This is a genomic window from Paenibacillus dendritiformis (assembly GCF_945605565.1).
GTDB classification, from domain to species: Bacteria; Bacillota; Bacilli; order Paenibacillales; family Paenibacillaceae; genus Paenibacillus_B; species Paenibacillus_B dendritiformis_A.
The window spans coordinates 1,925,519-1,941,294 of the sequence record NZ_OX216966.1; the positions used below are offsets into that span (position 1 = coordinate 1,925,519).

Annotated in this window: 14 protein-coding genes; 7 read left to right on the plus strand and 7 right to left on the minus strand. The window is 55.3% G+C overall.

Translation table 11 applies throughout. From position 1 onward, the window contains the following. Positions 1-32: 32 nt before the first annotated feature. On the minus strand, positions 33-875 hold the full coding sequence (locus NNL35_RS08275) for a WYL domain-containing protein (RefSeq protein WP_254553293.1): 843 nt from the start codon (positions 873-875) through the stop codon (positions 33-35). Next, positions 844-2,175, minus strand: a complete 1,332-nt coding sequence (locus NNL35_RS08280; protein WP_254553294.1) for a helix-turn-helix transcriptional regulator — start codon at positions 2,173-2,175, stop codon at positions 844-846. Before NNL35_RS08280 ends, NNL35_RS08275 begins: the two co-directional genes overlap by 32 nt. Before the next feature lie 312 nt (positions 2,176-2,487). On the opposite strand from NNL35_RS08280, the gene NNL35_RS08285 reads away from it, so the two are divergent. The 3 genes from NNL35_RS08285 (at position 2,488) to NNL35_RS08295 (ending at position 5,747) form a co-directional block, all read left to right on the plus strand. Further along, positions 2,488-3,285, plus strand: coding sequence for a nucleotidyltransferase domain-containing protein (locus NNL35_RS08285; RefSeq protein ID WP_254553296.1), 798 nt, complete (start codon positions 2,488-2,490; stop codon positions 3,283-3,285). 86 nt (positions 3,286-3,371) lie between these two features. Beyond that, positions 3,372-4,421 (plus strand): hypothetical protein, encoded by a 1,050-nt coding sequence (locus NNL35_RS08290; RefSeq protein WP_254553298.1) that lies wholly within the window; start codon positions 3,372-3,374, stop codon positions 4,419-4,421. 99 nt (positions 4,422-4,520) lie between these two features. Next, positions 4,521-5,747: an RtcB family protein gene (locus tag NNL35_RS08295; RefSeq protein ID WP_254553299.1), complete on the plus strand. Its 1,227-nt coding sequence runs from the start codon at positions 4,521-4,523 to the stop codon at positions 5,745-5,747. Between the two features lie 1,421 nt (positions 5,748-7,168). Here NNL35_RS08295 and NNL35_RS08300 read toward each other — a convergent pair. Beyond that, complete coding sequence (locus NNL35_RS08300) at positions 7,169-8,215, minus strand: lytic polysaccharide monooxygenase (RefSeq protein WP_006677168.1); 1,047 nt, start codon at positions 8,213-8,215, stop codon at positions 7,169-7,171. Positions 8,216-8,911: 696 nt separating this feature from the next. Here NNL35_RS08300 and NNL35_RS08305 point away from each other — a divergent pair. Then, positions 8,912-9,700, plus strand: a complete 789-nt coding sequence (locus tag NNL35_RS08305; RefSeq protein WP_254553300.1) for an arylamine N-acetyltransferase family protein — start codon at positions 8,912-8,914, stop codon at positions 9,698-9,700. A gap of 111 nt (positions 9,701-9,811) precedes the next feature. On the opposite strand, the gene NNL35_RS08310 is transcribed toward NNL35_RS08305, so the two are convergent. From NNL35_RS08310 to NNL35_RS08320, 3 genes are all read right to left on the minus strand, one after another. Further along, positions 9,812-10,645 (minus strand): 1,4-dihydroxy-6-naphtoate synthase, encoded by an 834-nt coding sequence (locus tag NNL35_RS08310; protein WP_254553301.1) that lies wholly within the window; start codon positions 10,643-10,645, stop codon positions 9,812-9,814. A gap of 2 nt (positions 10,646-10,647) precedes the next feature. Further along, entirely contained in the window at positions 10,648-11,328 is a 681-nt protein-coding gene (locus NNL35_RS08315) for a futalosine hydrolase (RefSeq protein WP_254553980.1), read from the minus strand. A gap of 303 nt (positions 11,329-11,631) precedes the next feature. After that, entirely contained in the window at positions 11,632-12,162 is a 531-nt protein-coding gene (locus tag NNL35_RS08320; RefSeq protein ID WP_006677173.1) for a hypothetical protein, read from the minus strand. Positions 12,163-12,235: 73 nt separating this feature from the next. Between NNL35_RS08320 and NNL35_RS30335 the strand changes: the two genes are divergently transcribed. The 3 genes from NNL35_RS30335 (at position 12,236) to NNL35_RS08330 (ending at position 14,540) form a co-directional block, all read left to right on the plus strand. Continuing rightward, the gene (locus NNL35_RS30335; protein ID WP_276540126.1) at positions 12,236-12,364 is read left to right on the plus strand and encodes a hypothetical protein; all 129 of its coding nucleotides are present in this window, start codon (positions 12,236-12,238) and stop codon (positions 12,362-12,364) included. Between the two features lie 57 nt (positions 12,365-12,421). Then, positions 12,422-13,168, plus strand: coding sequence for an acyl-[acyl-carrier-protein] thioesterase (locus tag NNL35_RS08325; RefSeq protein ID WP_006677174.1), 747 nt, complete (start codon positions 12,422-12,424; stop codon positions 13,166-13,168). Positions 13,169-13,406: 238 nt separating this feature from the next. Then, positions 13,407-14,540 carry a phosphodiester glycosidase family protein gene (locus NNL35_RS08330; protein ID WP_254553302.1) on the plus strand — a complete coding sequence of 378 codons (1,134 nt, stop codon included), beginning with the start codon at positions 13,407-13,409 and terminating at the stop codon, positions 14,538-14,540. 96 nt (positions 14,541-14,636) lie between these two features. Here the strand turns inward: NNL35_RS08330 and NNL35_RS08335 are convergent, their stop codons facing one another. Next, a complete protein-coding gene (locus NNL35_RS08335; RefSeq protein WP_254553303.1) occupies positions 14,637-15,731 on the minus strand; it encodes a hypothetical protein in 1,095 nt (364 codons plus the stop codon). Between the last annotated feature and the right edge of the window lie 45 nt (positions 15,732-15,776).

Below are 15,776 nucleotides of genomic sequence, written 5' to 3' on the forward strand. Positions count from 1 at the left end.
AGTAGGCGGATATCCGGACTTTACCCCGGACTCTAATCGCAGTGGCTGCTCCCCGCCTCGCTGTCCTCTGCTGCGATGCCGTAGCGGGCGAGCGCCTTCGCCGCGCTTTCGCGCATGCGCCGCTGCAGCTTTTCTCCTTCCACGATGCGGACCCGCTTGCCGAGGAAGCGGATTTTGGACAGCACATACTCGCATTCATCGCCCAGGAAGGTGAGCCGAATCCGGTAGGTGTCCTCCTCGTCCGCATAGTCCACTTCCTTCTCGAAGCAGGAGAAGGCATACATGATCCGGGACAGCTCCCGGTTGTACATCCGGACGACCTCGATCACGGCGTGCTCCTTGCGGGAGTCCAGGACGGCCGCGATTCGGCTCAGCCAAGTCTCGGCCATGCCGGCTGGCACCGGTTCCATGTCCGCCTCCGCGATGTTCCGCAGCCGCGTGGACATGAGCATGCGCCGCCGCGGATTGTACCAGAGCAAGTACCACTCGCGCTTCACCATGGAATATTCCAGCCTGTAAGGGAAGCCGGACTGCGCGGGCTGCATGCCTCCATGCTTGAGCCGGTAAGAGAGGCGGATGCCCTGCCGGGCCGCGATGATGCGGTGCAGGGGGCGCAGGAGCGGGTGGTACGCATGGCGCTCGACGCTGGCGGCCTTCTCCGCAACATGCTCGGCCAGCTCGAAGTCGGCCTCGTCCCGCAGCGCCGCCGTCAGCTTCGCCAGCGTCTCCGGCGCGAACGCCTCTGCCGCGGCAGGATGGTTCAGCATCGCTTTCAGCCACGAGCGCTCCTGCGAGGTGACGGCGAACGCGCCCGCTTCCCCCAGCCGGGACATGATCTGATAATTAAATATTTTCTCGAACAGGTTCATCGCCATAGTACGCTTGAATCTCCTTCCACTCGTCAATCAGTTCCTGCCGGAGCTTGCGCGGCTCCAGCACCTCGCAGCTGGACCCGAAGCTGCGCAGCCAAGGCTTGATCTCCGTGATGCCGTTAACCGTGATTTCGTAGAGGAACCACTCCTCGTTCTCTTCGGTGATCCGACCCCACTGTCCCTGCATCAGCACGCGCTCCTTGACGAAGTTTTTGCGCGCTCCTTCCGGATTGAAGAACCGGGCCCGCACCGTAACCGCCTCTCCGGTGTCGATAAGCCAACTGAAGCGCATCTGCTCCTCCAGCTCCCGCAGCCTCCGGCCGAACCGCTCTTCCGGCACGGCTTCTCCTTCCCGAATCTGCGTCAAGCCTTCCATCCGGTACTTCATCAGGCCGAGCCGGGAAGTGTGGGCAAGCAGATACCAGCGGCCGTATTGATGGTCGTAGACGATCTTGAGCGGGAGCACGGTTTCCTGCTTGCCCTCGGCCTCGCGCGTGAAGAGCGGATTCGTATTTTGCGAGGCATAGGCCGTTCCTTTCTTCGGCGAGAAATAGAGAAAGGTCAGCTTGCGCCGCTCCCGAATTGCCTGCAGCACGGTATAGAGATGCGCCTCATCCAGAATGCGCGAGAAATAATGATATTTATACAGAAATGGTTCTGCCGCAACCGCAGGCATCTCCCTCCGCTTCATCGCTTGCTTGAGATTGTCCCGCAGAAGATAGCCCTGCACGGAAGGAACCTGCGTATTCGCCATCACATCAACGTAATCGTACAGATCAATCAATTCCTCGTCGCTTAATTCACTGGTAAGATCATGATTCATCGAATACCGGTAAGGCCGGCCGCCCTTTTCCTTGCGAATGACGCCGATTTCCTGCAAATATTTCAGATCGGAACGGACCGTCTTCTCGTCCGGCAGCGGATACGGCTCCGGAATGCGGGAACTGCATTCGTCAATCAGCTCCATCGCCGTCAACGGCTGCTTCTGCAGGGCGGTCAAAATGATCGCCAGACGAAGACTTTCGGATTCCTTGACCGATTTGGCACGGAACAAGAACAGGAGCATCGGATCCGCCGAGTCATAGTAGCTGAAGCGCAGCATCTCCGCGAACTGCTGCCCCTGATCCTCGGGAAGCTGCTCGGTTACCGTATGTACAATCTCCTTCAAGCGGCGGATCGTCTTGTCGAAGGTGTGGACCGAGATGCCCAGCCGCTGCGCGAATTGCTCCCGGCTGTATGCGCCGCTCGTCAGGATGAGCATGCGAAGGAACTGAATTTCTTTATCGAAGCTTTCTTTTGCCATTGTCTGAGAAGCCTCCTTATAAGCCCGGCTGGGGCTTCTCTTTCATTGTAGCAGGGGAGGCATAGGGGGAGAATGGAAAACTTTTGATCTCCTCGTAATACTTTCGCCATGTTCGGGCCTCCGAAAATAAGCGAAGATAGGGATGTGAAGCCGACACCTCAGGTGAAGGCGGCACGGCGGTCCATGAGGCGCCTGGACGGGTTACTTCGCCTGTTAAGCGACGTGTCGTTAAAACATTATTTTCGGCCGTTAAGCCGACAACGCAAAATCGCGACGGCGTGACATTATGTTGAGAAAAGAGGAGGGACTTCCATGTCCACACTGTCCACGATCCATCAGACAATACAACAGGAGCTGCGGCAGATAGAGCGCCAGGAGAACGTGCGCATCATCTATGCCTGCGAATCGGGCAGCCGGGCGTGGGGGTTCCCGTCGCAGGACAGTGATTATGATGTCCGCTTCATCTATATGCAGCCCGTGGACTGGTACTTGTCCATCTGGGACCGCAGGGACGTCATCGAGCGCCCGATAAGCGATCAGCTCGACATCAACGGGTGGGATCTGCGCAAGGCGCTGCAGTTGTTCCGCAAGTCGAACCCGCCGCTGCTGGAATGGCTGGAGTCGCCGATTGTGTACGAGGAGGTATCTTCCGTGACGGAGCGAATTCGCAGCCTGTCTTCGCATACCTTTTCACCGAAATCATGCATGTATCACTATCTTCATATGGCCAAAGGCAATTACCGCGAATATTTACAAGGCAGCCAGGTCAAAATCAAAAAATATTTTTACGTGCTGCGCCCGATACTGGCATGCGGCTGGATCGAGAAGTATAATAGCATGCCTCCGATGGAGTTTGACGCTTTGGTTCGGGAACTGGTTCCCGAAGGCAGCGAGCTGCGCCAGGCCATTGAACGGCTGCTGGAGCGGAAGCGCTCGGGGGAGGAATTGGATGTGGAGTGCAGAATTCCTTCTATAAATGCGTATCTCGAAGATCGCATCGAACATTACGAGCGTACGGCGGTTCACCTGAGATCGCCGGCTGGGCAGCAGCGTCAGGATCAAGAGCTCGATAAGCTGTTCCGTTCTGCCTTGCAGGAAGTATGGGTATAGCTGCGCAGCGGCGCTATCAGCAAGCATCCGGTGAAGGCGCTGGGCGGAAGGGAAGAACATGTGCGAGGAGTGCGAAGATGGAGAGCATGGACATCGGAAAAACTGCGGAACAGGATAATGTGAATGTGAATATTTTTGCTCTATTTTTATATAAGCTCGAGAACTTTCTGAATGCCAGGGCTTGCCGCAAGCAATTCGGAAATGTGTTTTATGCCGAAGACGAGCCTTCGCTCTTTTTGGTTGCCTCTAACCAAAGCAATGGGAACCCCGTCAGCTTCACTCGTTGGCATGATTTATTTTCGATTACCAGGTGGGAACAACGAATGCTTGCCAGAGGATGGAGTGAGCAAGATTGCTATATTATCAAGCTGGTGTTATCCCGCTTCGGGTACTTGTTTGATATTGATAATCGGCAAAGAACGAATAAGGATTATTTCATTTTTTTCTACGTCATACAGCTTATCACGCTGAAAAATAGCCCAATGGTAGACAACGATAAAGTTAAAAATCACATGCTTCGATTTCTGTTGTTTGAATTGAGCATGGAGTATGACGCATACAGCAGGTTCTATATACAGAATGACAAGCTGCTTTACTCCTCTGATCATACAGGCGATATTGATTTCCTTGAGGTGATTGCAACCGTCTATGATGTTTTGGAAGTAGCGAAAAGAAAAGAGAAAACCCTTCTATTAACAATGAAAAGTTATCACGAGCGTGTCGTCCATTTCCTTGTAACGCCAGATAACGAAGACTATAGAATCGATTTTGATGATTATCATATCAATCTCATCTATCCGAATTTCTTCATGAAGATGCTTGCCAATGATAAGCGCAAAGTATTCAACGCAATTATCAATGCAGTCGATATGCACCAGTCCAACTACAATTTATTTGTGTCAAATATGATATTGATGAACTATTCCTTTTATATATTGAAGAATGATCCACGGAATATATTAATATTGAAAAAGCATATCAATGATGATGCATTATTTTTGAAGGTGATGTCCGCATTGATTAACAGACGAATGTGTATCGAAAAAGAAGATTTTGAAGGATTGGATCTGGGGATCGACTTGGATGCGATAGAGTATGTGAATTCCTATCTGTATAACATATTATACAGACTTTAGTATATGAATAATTGTCGTTGTTCTTCCGAATCGGCATGTCCCCCTGAGAAAAAAGATCAAATATCAACCACTGATGCAGAATAAGGAGAGTTGACAGCAATGGCATATATAACAACGGACGGCGTGCGGGTATGGGGCCAGCCAGAGGAGAGCGCGGTCGCCCAGGCGAAGACATGTGCGCGGAACGGACGTGTCATCCAGGCGCTCTTGATGGCCGACCATCATAAAGGTTACAGCCAGCCGATTGGGGGCGTCATCGTGTATGATGGACAAATCTCGCCTTCCGGTGTCGGCTATGACATCGGCTGCGGCAATAAGGCGGTGCGGACGAATTTGTACGCAGCCGATATCCAGCCGCGCATCGGCGCTATCATGGACGAGATTGCGGGCAAAATATCGTTCGGCGTTGGCCGCAACAATGAGGAAAAGGTCGATCACGAGCTGTTCGACGACCCGGACTGGGCGGTCTATCAGTCGATCGGCCGCCATGAGCATGACACGTTGAAGGCATTGGCACGCAACCAACTGGGCACAGTGGGAAGCGGCAATCATTATGTCGACCTGTTCGTGGAGCCCGATACCGGGAGGCTGTGGATCGGGAATCATTTTGGCAGCCGCGGCTTCGGCCACAAGACGGCGAGCGGGTTCCTGAATCTGGCCGCCGGGCGGGAATTTCTCGGCAAGGCGCCAGGCGAGAGCATGGATCAGCCGCCGGTGCTGCTGGAACTGGACAGCGAACTCGGCGACATGTACTACCGCGCCATGAAGCTGGCCGGGCGGTACGCCTATGCCGGCCGGGACTACGTCATCGGCCAGGTATTGTCCATCCTCGGGGCGGAGGCGGATTTCGAAGTGCATAATCACCATAACTTCGCATGGCAAGAGCAGCATAACGGACGAGACACCATCGTCGTCCGTAAAGGGGCAACGCCTTCAGCGCCCGGGCAGCTTGGCTTCATCGGCGGAAGCATGGGCGATATTTCCGTCATCGTGCGCGGCAAAGATTCGGAGGAGAATCAGGACGCTTACTACAGCACGGTTCATGGCGCCGGTCGGATTATGAGCCGCACCCAGGCCGCCGGCCGCATGAACTGGAAGACCCGAGCGCGGACGGGCGGACAGATCACGCCGGAGCAGATGAAGGCCGCGGTCCGGAGCTTCGGCGTCGAGCTGCGCGGCGCAGGCACCGACGAGAGCCCGTTCGTCTACCGCAAGCTGCAGGACGTGCTCGATGCGCACCAGAACACGCTCGACGTACTGCATGTGCTGAAGCCAATCGGCGTCTGCATGGCCGGAGCGAACGAGTTCGATCCATACAAAGACTAGGCAGATAAGCCGCTCCTTACTATTGTCACCTGTCACACCAAAAGCAGGGCACAAAAACAGTGCCCTGCTTTCGTGTGCAGAGAAATCACTATGCGGTACGAGATGCCTAGAGATGCCTAACAAGCGCTCTTCTCATGAGGCCAGGCAGGAGTGTTTGCAGGGCCTTACAACCACTCTCCCCTTGAGTCAGGAGGTATGTATGCGTAGGTCCTTTTAAACGCTATCCCCGAGAGTCAGGTTGGTGTGTGCGTAAGTCCTTAAAAGCGGTCTCCCCTTGAGTCAGGAGGTGGTGTGTAGGCGTAGGTCCTTATAAGCGCTATCCCCGTGAGTCAGGTTGGTGTGTGCGTAGGTCCTTATAAGCGGTCTCCCCATGAGTCAGGTTGGTGTGTGCGTAGGTCCTTATAAGCGGTCTCCCCATGAGTCAGGTTGGTGTGTGGGTAAATCCTTATAAGCGGTCTCCCCGTGAGTCAGGAGGTGTGTGCGTAGGTCCTTATAAGCGGTCTCCCCATGAGTCAGGAGGTTTGAGTGCGTAAGTCCTTATAAGCGGTCTCCCCATGAGTCAGGAGGTGTGTGTTCGTAGGTCCTTAAAAGCGGTCTCCCCATAAGTCAGGTTGGTGTGTGGGTAAGTCCTTATAAGCGGACTCCCCGTGAGTCAGGAGGTGTGTGCGTAGGACCTTACAAGCGGTCTCCCCGTGAGTCCGGAGGTTTGTGTGCGTAGGTCCTTATTAACGGTTTCCCCATGAGTCAGGTTGGTGTGTGGGTAAGTCCTTATAAGCGGTCTCCCCATGAGTCAGGTTGGTGTGTGCGTGGTCCTTACAAGCAATCTCCCCATGGTTCAGGATAGCCTGACCCGATGGGATACTGGCGTAAAGAGGAAATGGGAATGTACCTGATGCGTTGGGATACTGGCGTAAAGAGCAAATGAGAATGTACCTGACCCGATGGGATACTGGTGTAAAGAGGAAATGGGAATGTACCTGATGCGTTGGGATGCTGGCGTAAAGAGCAAATGAGAATGTACCTGACCCGATGGGGGACTGGCGTAAAGAGCACAAATGGGAATGTACCTGATGCGTTGGGATACTGGCGTAAAGAGCAAATGAGAATGTACCTGACCCGATGGGGGACTGGCGTAAAGAGCAAATGAGAATGTACCTGACGCGTTGGGAGACTGGCGCAAAGAGCAAATGAGAATGTACCTGACGCGTTGGGAGACTGGCGTAAAGAGGAAATGGGAATGTATCTGACCCGGTGGGAGATTGGCGTAAAGAGCAAATGCGGAATGTCTGACTCGACGGGATAATGATGCAAAGAGCGGCAGCGTATAAGGCATTGCTCCAAAAGTTTATATTACAGCAGAACAGGCTAACGGTGCATTCGCACCGTTAGCCTGTGTCATGAGCGGGCTCCTCAGGTTCGGCTTATAGCTTTTTCCATACTTCCGCCTGGCCTGGCTCTTCGCCTGATGTCCACCAGCGCGCCTCGTAGGCAGCGCCATTATGTGTTACCCGGTCGCCTCCAACGTAGATCTTGCTTGCGTCCCAAACCGGATATTCTGGGCTGTCGCCCAGCGTCTTGACCGTCAGGGCCGCGGATGGCTGTGATTTGTTCCCTGCCGTATCGACGGCTCTAACTGTGTAGGTGTAGGAAGTATTCTCCGTTAATCCCGTATCGGTGTACGAGGTCTGTGCCGTCGTTCCGACCAAGGCGCCGTTGCGGTATACCTCGTACTGCTGGATTCCGTTCGGGCCCGAAGAAGGGCTCCATGTCAAGGAGATGCTCGTCTGCGTTTGCGAAGGCGAAGCTACGCCTGCAGGAACGGATGGCGTCACGCCACCGGAACCATTGTTCAGGTTGACGTCAATGACTTGATAGAACGCGTTGCCGGTATCGGCAACTTCCCATACGCCGAGGATGATATGGTAGCCGCTGCGATCGGTTGGCACGCTGCATTGATGCGAGACGGATTTGTTCGGCCTTTGCCCGCCATCGTTATAGTAGCAGAATGGGTCCGGCTCAAGCTGGGCCCGAGTCAATGGCTGGTTCGGATTCCAGTCTTTTTTCGTAATATAGTACTTCCACTCTTTCGTGGCATGCGGCGCGGTCAAGTACCAAGTGAAGGTGTTGTTGCCGCCGTTCATATCGACTTTATTCCAGCGGGTAGATGATTGCGCATCCAACTCCGGGAACACGCCGCCCCCGGCGATATGACCGTCTTCCGGACCGCCGATCGGGAAGTTACCTTTCGCTTCGATGCTTTGCGGCTCGTACTCTACGAGTCCGCAATTCGTGTTCTCCCCGAGCTTGCATTGGTAGGCGCGGCTGTGCGGGGATTCGATATAGCCGTGGGCGGACGCCTGCTCGGCGAACACCATCATGCAGAAAAAGGCGGCCAATACGGCGCCAAGAGCGACAAACAGCGGGGATACTTTGGATGCTAACGGGTTCCATACTCGCAGCTGATTCATAACAATACCTCCTATAAGTTGGTTTTGGACAAGCTCTACACAACGTCGGACCGCTGCTTTTGAAGAGATGACCACCTCCTTCATAGAATGTAAACGTTTTAAAATAAAGTTATCTCGTTTTAACTTTTCCGCGAAAAAAAGAAAAGGAACCGATAAAAAAGGTCGAATTAGCGTCATTTACAGCAAGAAAGCAGAAGTCAGGTCATGGATTGGAAGCTGGAACTGCTGGCAGATTGTTGATAGTCAGGTTGGACTGGAGCTGTCGTATGCTGGCGGCATCTATCGCAAAGGCAGGTATGCTCGCAAGGTGCCGAAAAAAGAAGTCGGATTCATCGATGCAGGGTTCATGTCGCCGCGTTTATTACTCAGGATTCGACAGGAGGGTCGTAGGAGCGGGACATTCGTTGGTTTTATATTACAAAATTTTAACCAAATTGGCTATAATTAATTTTCATTAATTTGGAATAAAGTCAAATTGCATCCTTTGATTGGAGAATTATCCGAGTCTCAATTCCCACCTTATCGTGAATATGAAAGGGTAAATCTATCTTTCCTTCCCTTTATTCCGGAAATAAGATAAAGGCTCCTGTTCCAGTAAAATAGTATTAGAAAGTCGTTCGGCGATAGATGCCCGATCATCTTGTTGGGCAATGCAGATGTTGCTATGATGGGAGGAAACATAGAGGTAAGGAGACGATGAAGTTGGAGAGATGCGAGCATTTGAAGTCTAATGTATACGCTTACTTGAAGCGGATAGGATATGATGGTCCACTCGATGGCAGTGCCGCTGTGCTGGCCGATCTGCAGGAATGTCATCTGCATGCCGTGCCTTACGAAAATTTTGATATTTTGCAGCGTGTGCCTTTGTCACTCGACGTTCCTGATCTTATAGACAAAATTGTAACCCGCCGCCGGGGCGGCTATTGCTTCGAGTTGAATGCCCTGTTCGGATGGCTGCTTCGCGAGCTTGGCTATCCGGTTACCGATCTGATGGCCCGCTTTTGGCGTGATGAACCGAATCCTCCGCCCAAGCGCCGCCACCAAGTTTTGCAAGTCCAGGCCGGGGATGAGACGTTCCTGTGCGATGTCGGAGTAGGAGGAATTGTCCCGCGCCGGCCGGTGCGCATCGAAGCCGGGTTGGAGCAATGGCAGGGGGATGAATGCTACCGGCTGGAACGGGATCCGGACTATGGCTGGATGCTGTTCGAATTCAAGCGGGACGGATGGGGCCGTCTCTATTCCTTTACGGAGGAGCCGCAGCTCGCGCGGGATTTCATTATGCCTTCGTTCTGGTGCGAGCATGCGCCGGAGTCTATTTTTACCCAGCAGGCGATGGCGGCTGTCCGTACTCGTGAAGGACGCAATACACTCGCTGGAGATGAATTCCGCATCTTCACGGCCGATGGCGTTCAGACCTTCATTCCGGAGTCGAAGGAGCAATATGATGAAGCGTTGAAAACCTATTTCGGTATCGAGCTCGGTTAAGCTTGAGGCCGCATGCCAAAAAGAGCGCTCCCTGACGGGGCGCTCTTTTTGTTGTCATCGGTTCATCTGCCAAAAGTTCAGTGTCGCATGGCCCATATAGTGAACGGAAAATTACAGCCGCAGCAGGGCCGGATCGAAGGATGGCACAAGCCCTTCCTCAGCGGCTCTTCTCAGAAGTGCCTCTACGGCTGCGTATCCGTCCTCGCCCAGATTTGCGGTGAACTCGTTCACATAAAGATTGATATGCGCTTGCGCCACCTGCGGATCCATTTCCTGCGCATGGTGCAGCACGTAAGACAGGGACGCCTCCGGATGCGCCCAGGCATATTCCACGGACGCGCGCGCCCATTCGGCGATCTTGCCTGCATCAAGGGTTCGGCGGGCAATGATCGCCCCGAGCGGGATTGGCAGGCCGGTATCTGCTTCCCACCAGCTTCCCATATCGGCCAGCAAGGTCAGCCCGTAACTCGGGTAGGTGAAGCGCGCTTCATGGATAACGAGTCCGGCGTCGATATGGCCGTCGCGCACCGCCGGCATAATCTGATGGAACGGCATGACGACGATCTCCCCGACGCCGCCGGGCACATACTTCGCCGCCCATAAGCGGAACAGCAGGTAGGCCGTCGAGCGCTCGCTCGGCACGGCTACCCGCCGGCCGCTGAGCGCCGCCGGATCGCTGCCGGCTTCCTTCGTCAGCACAAGCGGGCCGCAGCCCCGGCCAAGGGCGCCGCCGCAAGGGAGCAGCGCGTAATCGGACAGCACCCAGGGAAGCGCCGCATACGAGATTTTAAGCACCTCCGGACCTTGACCGCTGGCAGCCAGACCGTTCGTAATATCGATGTCCGCGTAGGTTACGTCCAGTTCCGGCGCTCCGGGAACAAGCCCGTGCACCCAGGCATGGAATACAAACGTATCGTTCGGACAAGGGGAAAAAGCAATTTTCATGATTACAGCACCTCCGGTAAGACTGAACAAGCGGCTTCCAATACTTCCAGCGCCTCTGGGATGCGCCATGCCGCCCGGTTGCGCGGACCGATCGCGTTCGAGATCGACCGGATCTCGAACGCCGGCAGGCCGAACTGACGGGCGGCCACAGCGATGCCATAGCCTTCCATCGCTTCGGCGGCGGCCCCGGGCACCCGCTGCGCGAGCATCGCTGCCGTCTCGGCCGTGCCTGTCACCGTGGACAGGGTCAGCACGGGTCCGGCGCATGCCTGCAGCGGAATGGCCTGCATCGCTTGGCAGATACGCTCGGCCGTCTCGGCATCGACCGGGATATAGGCCGAGCCGAAGCCAAGCTCGTCCACGCTGCAGAAGCCGTCGGGCGTCTCCGCTCCCAGGTCGGCCGCGATGATCGAGCTGGCCACCACGACGGAGCCGACTTCGGCCCGCTCCGCGAAGCCGCCGGCAATGCCGGCGCACACGGCGGCGCCATAATGAGCGACAGCCAGCTCACGTGCGGTGCTCGCTGCGGCTGCCGCCGTGCCGACGCCACCGACGATCACGTTGAAGCGGGGGTCTCCGCCCAAGCCGCGTAGGACGGCATCCCGCTCGGCGGGCACGGACGTTACAATGAGGATGCGATGTCCCGTTCCCGCTATCTCGCTGCGGAGAGGGGAGGCATCCATCGTATCGTTATGATGTGAACTCATATCACTGACTCTCCTTGAATGTAGTTCCAGCCGGAACATTGTCCTACCTCCACGTTATCCGGTTCCCGCCCGGAAGTAAAGGGAGTCTGGAACAGGATTTTAGAGCATATGGCAACCCTCTACCTTGGGATATGTTTATAGTAACATATGAAAGCGGCGATGTGCATCGCAAAAAAAAAACGCCCCGAAACCTATTGGTTCCGAAGGCGGTTGATCTCTAGTTCATTTTGAGCCGTTCTATGATAGGTGTATTCCACATCTTTGGTCAAGGAATCGATTTTATGGGAAATGATATGGAGCATGGAGTTGGATATCGCTTGGCTGTGACTGCTCTATTTGTGCTAGAGAAGTATTTGCTTGCTTGACCTCAATTTCTATAGCTTCCAGTCTCGAGTCCATAGTGTTAAGGCGTTGTTCAACCTGATCGAACCGCTTGTCCATCTGATCTAAACGTTGTTCGACTCTATCAAGGCGCTGCTCGACCTGATCGAACCGCTTATCCATCTTGTCTAAACGCTGTTCGACTTTACTGAGGCGTTGCTCGACCTGATCGAACCTCTTGTCCATGTTATCTAGACGCTGTTCGACTTTACCAAGGCGCTGTTCAACCTGATCGAATCTCTTATCCATCTTATCGATCAGCCCATTCAGACTTTGCAGTTCCTGAACAATCGTGTGAAGAAGCTGCTCGCTCATCATAACCGTCCTTTCCCATAGCATCATTTTACCACAGCCGCTGTCGATTTGGGGCGATGCGGTCTCACTCTGGATATACCTTCTCGGTTGAACAGCAGGATCCTCCTGATTCAAGGGGATAGCCTGTCGAACTTTGTTTTTTCCTGACCGGATGGGAGATTGGCGCAAAGGATTGCTCGATGGGAGAATGACGCAATGGATTGATCAAAGGATATTGCAGACCCTGCAGACCCTGCAGACCCTGCAGACCCTGCAGACCCTGCAGGCCCATCCCAAGTATGAATTTCCCTCCTGCCATCCGCTTGAGGTACAATAAAGCTGTTCCACTCGCACAGGCGAGGGAGGCTCAACTGATACAAGGAGATGTTCGGACATGGGAGTACAATGGCGGGAGAAGCACTACATACATTCGGACAATTGTGATTATAAGAAGCAGTGTAAGCTGTCGGCGCTGCTCGAATGGATGCAGCGGGCGGGCGATGCGCAGCTTGGGCACTACGGGGTGTCGCTGGACGAGATGATCCGGCAGGGCATGGCATGGATGCTGGTCACGATCGATCTGGAATGGAAACGGCTTCCCCTCTATGGCGAGACGATCGAGATTGTGACATGGAACCGGGGGGCGACTGGCGTTCAGTGGCAGCGCGACTTCCGTATTTACGGCCCGGATGACGCGGAATGGATAGCGCAGGCCCGGACCTCGTGGGTGCTCGTCGATTTGAACAAGCGCCGCATTCTCCGTGCATCGGCCTGTCCTTACGACCTGCCGGTTCATCCCGATGATTGCGTAGGCGGCATGCCGCGCAAGGTGGAGGTTCCGGCTGACCTGAAGCGGGAGCATGCCTATGATATGACGGTGCGGCTAAGCAGCATCGACATGAACGGGCATCTGAACAATGCGCGTTTTGTGGATATTTGCCTCGATGCGATGTCGCCAGAGGAACTGGAGCGGGGGCTGTCCCGCTTCCGCATCACGTATCACCGGGAGGCTGTCCTCAACGACAAGATGGCAGTCATCCGCTCCGCGTGGCAGGACGGCAACTGCTTCATCAGCGGGTTAGCCGATGGAGGCACGGCGTATTTCGATGCGATGATAGCAGCGGATCGGGACGAAGTGTAGAGGAACGAAGTTGAATAGTCAGCAACGGACAGGAGCGAATATGGGCTCCTGTTTTCTTTTTCTCCAGGAAAGAAGACATCGGTCAAAGAGACTCTAAAAATAAGGTTTGTGGGTAAAACGTCCTATATGGTAACATTTACACGATTAATCAACTCGAGAAGGCAGAGACGAGGGACAACGATGCCGGGATATTCATCAGAAGAGAATGGGAGCAGAGAGAATGAAGAAGAGAGCAATCATGGCAGTACTGGGGGCTGCCTTCCTCGCGGCAGTATTGGGCCAGCATGGCGAGACTCAGGCCGCGGGGCGCAGCGTCGGGTATATGGATACGGCGGCGAACCGCACCTACGTGCCGATTCGTTACTTGAGCGAACAATTGAAATATCAAGTGAAATGGGACAAGGCTGCCCAGCGCATCGATGTGCGCGCGAATGAGGACACGTTGTCCTTGACGGTCGGGAACAAGAAGGCGCAGGTGAACGGCGCGGTGAAGCAGATGGATGCGGCGCCTTTTGTCGAGGGAGGGACGACCTATGTGCCGATTCGCTTCGTCGGAGAAGCGATGAAGCTTCAGATGAAGTGGGACAAGGCGGCCTCTGCGCTCTTGTTCGATACGGAGAGGGGGAAGCAGAAGCTCCCGGTCGTCTCCATGGAACGATTGAACCGTGCCGCTGCTCCCATGGAGCAGAAACAGAAAACATTCACCGTCGGCAAGAAGCGCATTTCCGCTTCGATCGTGGAGGTTGATCTGCTTCATCCGAAGATCCGGCTCGATGTCGCGGTGGCCGGAGGCAAGATTGGCTCCGTGGACAGCTTGAAGCATATGGCGGATGCCAGCAAGGCGGCGGTGGCGATGAACGGGACGTTTTTCGATGCATATACGAAGACGAGCTATAAGGCTCCGTACGGCCATATCGTGAAAAAGGGCGAGTTGGTGCATCCAAGTCCGGCCGACCGTCGAACCGTGCTCCTATTCACGAAGGACAACGAGGTGGAGTTCGTCAAGGGCAAGGAGTTCCCGCAGCGTTTCGAGGAAGGCGATGTGGAAGGAGCGCTTCAGGCGGGACCCCGTCTGGTGACGAACGGTCGGGTCAGCGTCGATCCGGTACCGGAAGGCTTCAAGGATCCGAAAATATTGACGAACAGCGGCGCGCGCAGCGCTGTGGGCATAACGTCGGACCATAAGCTGATTCTATTGACGACTTCCGGGGCCACGATTCCGGAGCTCGCTCAGATGATGAAGCAGGCCGGCGCGCAGCAGGCGATGAACCTGGATGGCGGGGCATCAAGCGGGCTGTATTATAAAGGCAAATATATCACCTCTCCTGGCCGGGAGATCAGCAACGCGCTGCTCGTCCATTACGGTAACTGAGAAAACCGGGAGGCATGAACCCGTTGGCGGAATCCTGCCGCGGGTCCGCAACGGACAAGGCCCACGCCGGCAAGCGAGCGTGGGCCTTGCTGCAGGCTAGGAGCTGGTCGTGACGAATATGCCGAGCGGCGTATTCGATTCTCCGGCGGTCATGAGGGAGAAGGTGAAGGTGGACAGGCCTTCTGGCGCCTCATATTCGGCGATCTGGCATGCATCCTTATTCGTCGGCAGCGCCGGAATGCGGAATACCTCCTTGCCGAGCCGGACGGCGCCGGCATATTTTCCCCCGCGCGGATTGACCCAAATGTGGACCTTGGCCGGAGCGCCCGTCTCGTTCCGGATCGGAAGGCTCACCGTGTAGATCGCGCCGAATTGGGCGATATTGTTCACCGCTCCGCTGCCGCTGAGCGGATCGCTGCTGCCGGCCGTGAACAGCAGGTCTGCAGGCGGGCTGCCGCCGAATTGGCGTGATTTCGCCAAGGCGCGATAATTATGCGTCGTCCCGCCGACCTCGTATTCCGGCATAAGCGCCAACGTCTCCGAGAACGGCCAGCTGCCGCGCGGATGCGGCTGCCCGGCGGCAGAGAGCGGCTCCGATACGATCGTTCTCAGATCGGTATCGGCGCTGCGGCTGGCCGCGGTCCGCACGACATAATGGAGCGGCCCATCCCCTGAGCTCCGGCAGACGGTGAATTCATAGATAAAGCCGATAAGATGGCCATGCGGCACCTCCCGGGCTTCGATCAGGCCGACCTCCTGCGCCAACGGCCTGCAATCGGCCGCAGCATGATCATCCATCGTCCCGGCCAAGCAGGATGCGGCCAGACATTGGCCCGCTTCGACCAATATGTTCGACGACGCATCCACGATCCGCGCCTCCCGCTTGATTTGCCGAATCTGGAGCGTGTTCGCTTCGGCTTGATTCTCCAGTGTCAAACCCACTTGCAACGGCTGGCCGGTCTGATTGATATGCCAGCCCATTACCCGGTGCTTCACCTGATCCGCATCGCTCTGGACGACATCATGCCAGAGCGTCCCGCCTGCCTCGGGGAAGCTGCCGGCATCCAGCACCTCCGGATTATCGCTGAGCATCAGTCTTCGCCGGCTGCCCGGCTCCGCGGATGCAACTTCTTGGAAAGGATAAGCCACGTCCATTTTGCCGGCGGTCAATTCAGGCTGCTTGCATGTCATTATCGTTCGCCTCCATCTCAGTGATTGGGGAAGAACGCGATTCGA

Bases quoted from the DNA above. Each gene is read 5' to 3' on its own strand.
- NNL35_RS08285 (WP_254553296.1), top strand. From the start codon at position 2,488: ATGTCCACACTGTCCACGATCCATCAGACAATACAACAGGAGCTGCGG.
- NNL35_RS08315 (WP_254553980.1), bottom strand. From the start codon at position 11,328: ATGGATGCCTCCCCTCTCCGCAGCGAGATAGCGGGAACGGGACATCGC.
- NNL35_RS08295 (WP_254553299.1), top strand. From the start codon at position 4,521: ATGGCATATATAACAACGGACGGCGTGCGGGTATGGGGCCAGCCAGAG.
- NNL35_RS08290 (WP_254553298.1), top strand. From the start codon at position 3,372: ATGGACATCGGAAAAACTGCGGAACAGGATAATGTGAATGTGAATATT.
- NNL35_RS08300 (WP_006677168.1), bottom strand. From the start codon at position 8,215: ATGAATCAGCTGCGAGTATGGAACCCGTTAGCATCCAAAGTATCCCCG.
- NNL35_RS08310 (WP_254553301.1), bottom strand. From the start codon at position 10,645: ATGAAAATTGCTTTTTCCCCTTGTCCGAACGATACGTTTGTATTCCAT.
- NNL35_RS08275 (WP_254553293.1), bottom strand. From the start codon at position 875: ATGGCGATGAACCTGTTCGAGAAAATATTTAATTATCAGATCATGTCC.
- NNL35_RS30335 (WP_276540126.1), top strand. From the start codon at position 12,236: ATGACGCAATGGATTGATCAAAGGATATTGCAGACCCTGCAGACCCTG.
- NNL35_RS08280 (WP_254553294.1), bottom strand. From the start codon at position 2,175: ATGGCAAAAGAAAGCTTCGATAAAGAAATTCAGTTCCTTCGCATGCTC.
- NNL35_RS08305 (WP_254553300.1), top strand. From the start codon at position 8,912: ATGAAGTTGGAGAGATGCGAGCATTTGAAGTCTAATGTATACGCTTAC.
- NNL35_RS08335 (WP_254553303.1), bottom strand. From the start codon at position 15,731: ATGACATGCAAGCAGCCTGAATTGACCGCCGGCAAAATGGACGTGGCT.
- NNL35_RS08330 (WP_254553302.1), top strand. From the start codon at position 13,407: ATGGCAGTACTGGGGGCTGCCTTCCTCGCGGCAGTATTGGGCCAGCAT.
- NNL35_RS08325 (WP_006677174.1), top strand. From the start codon at position 12,422: ATGGGAGTACAATGGCGGGAGAAGCACTACATACATTCGGACAATTGT.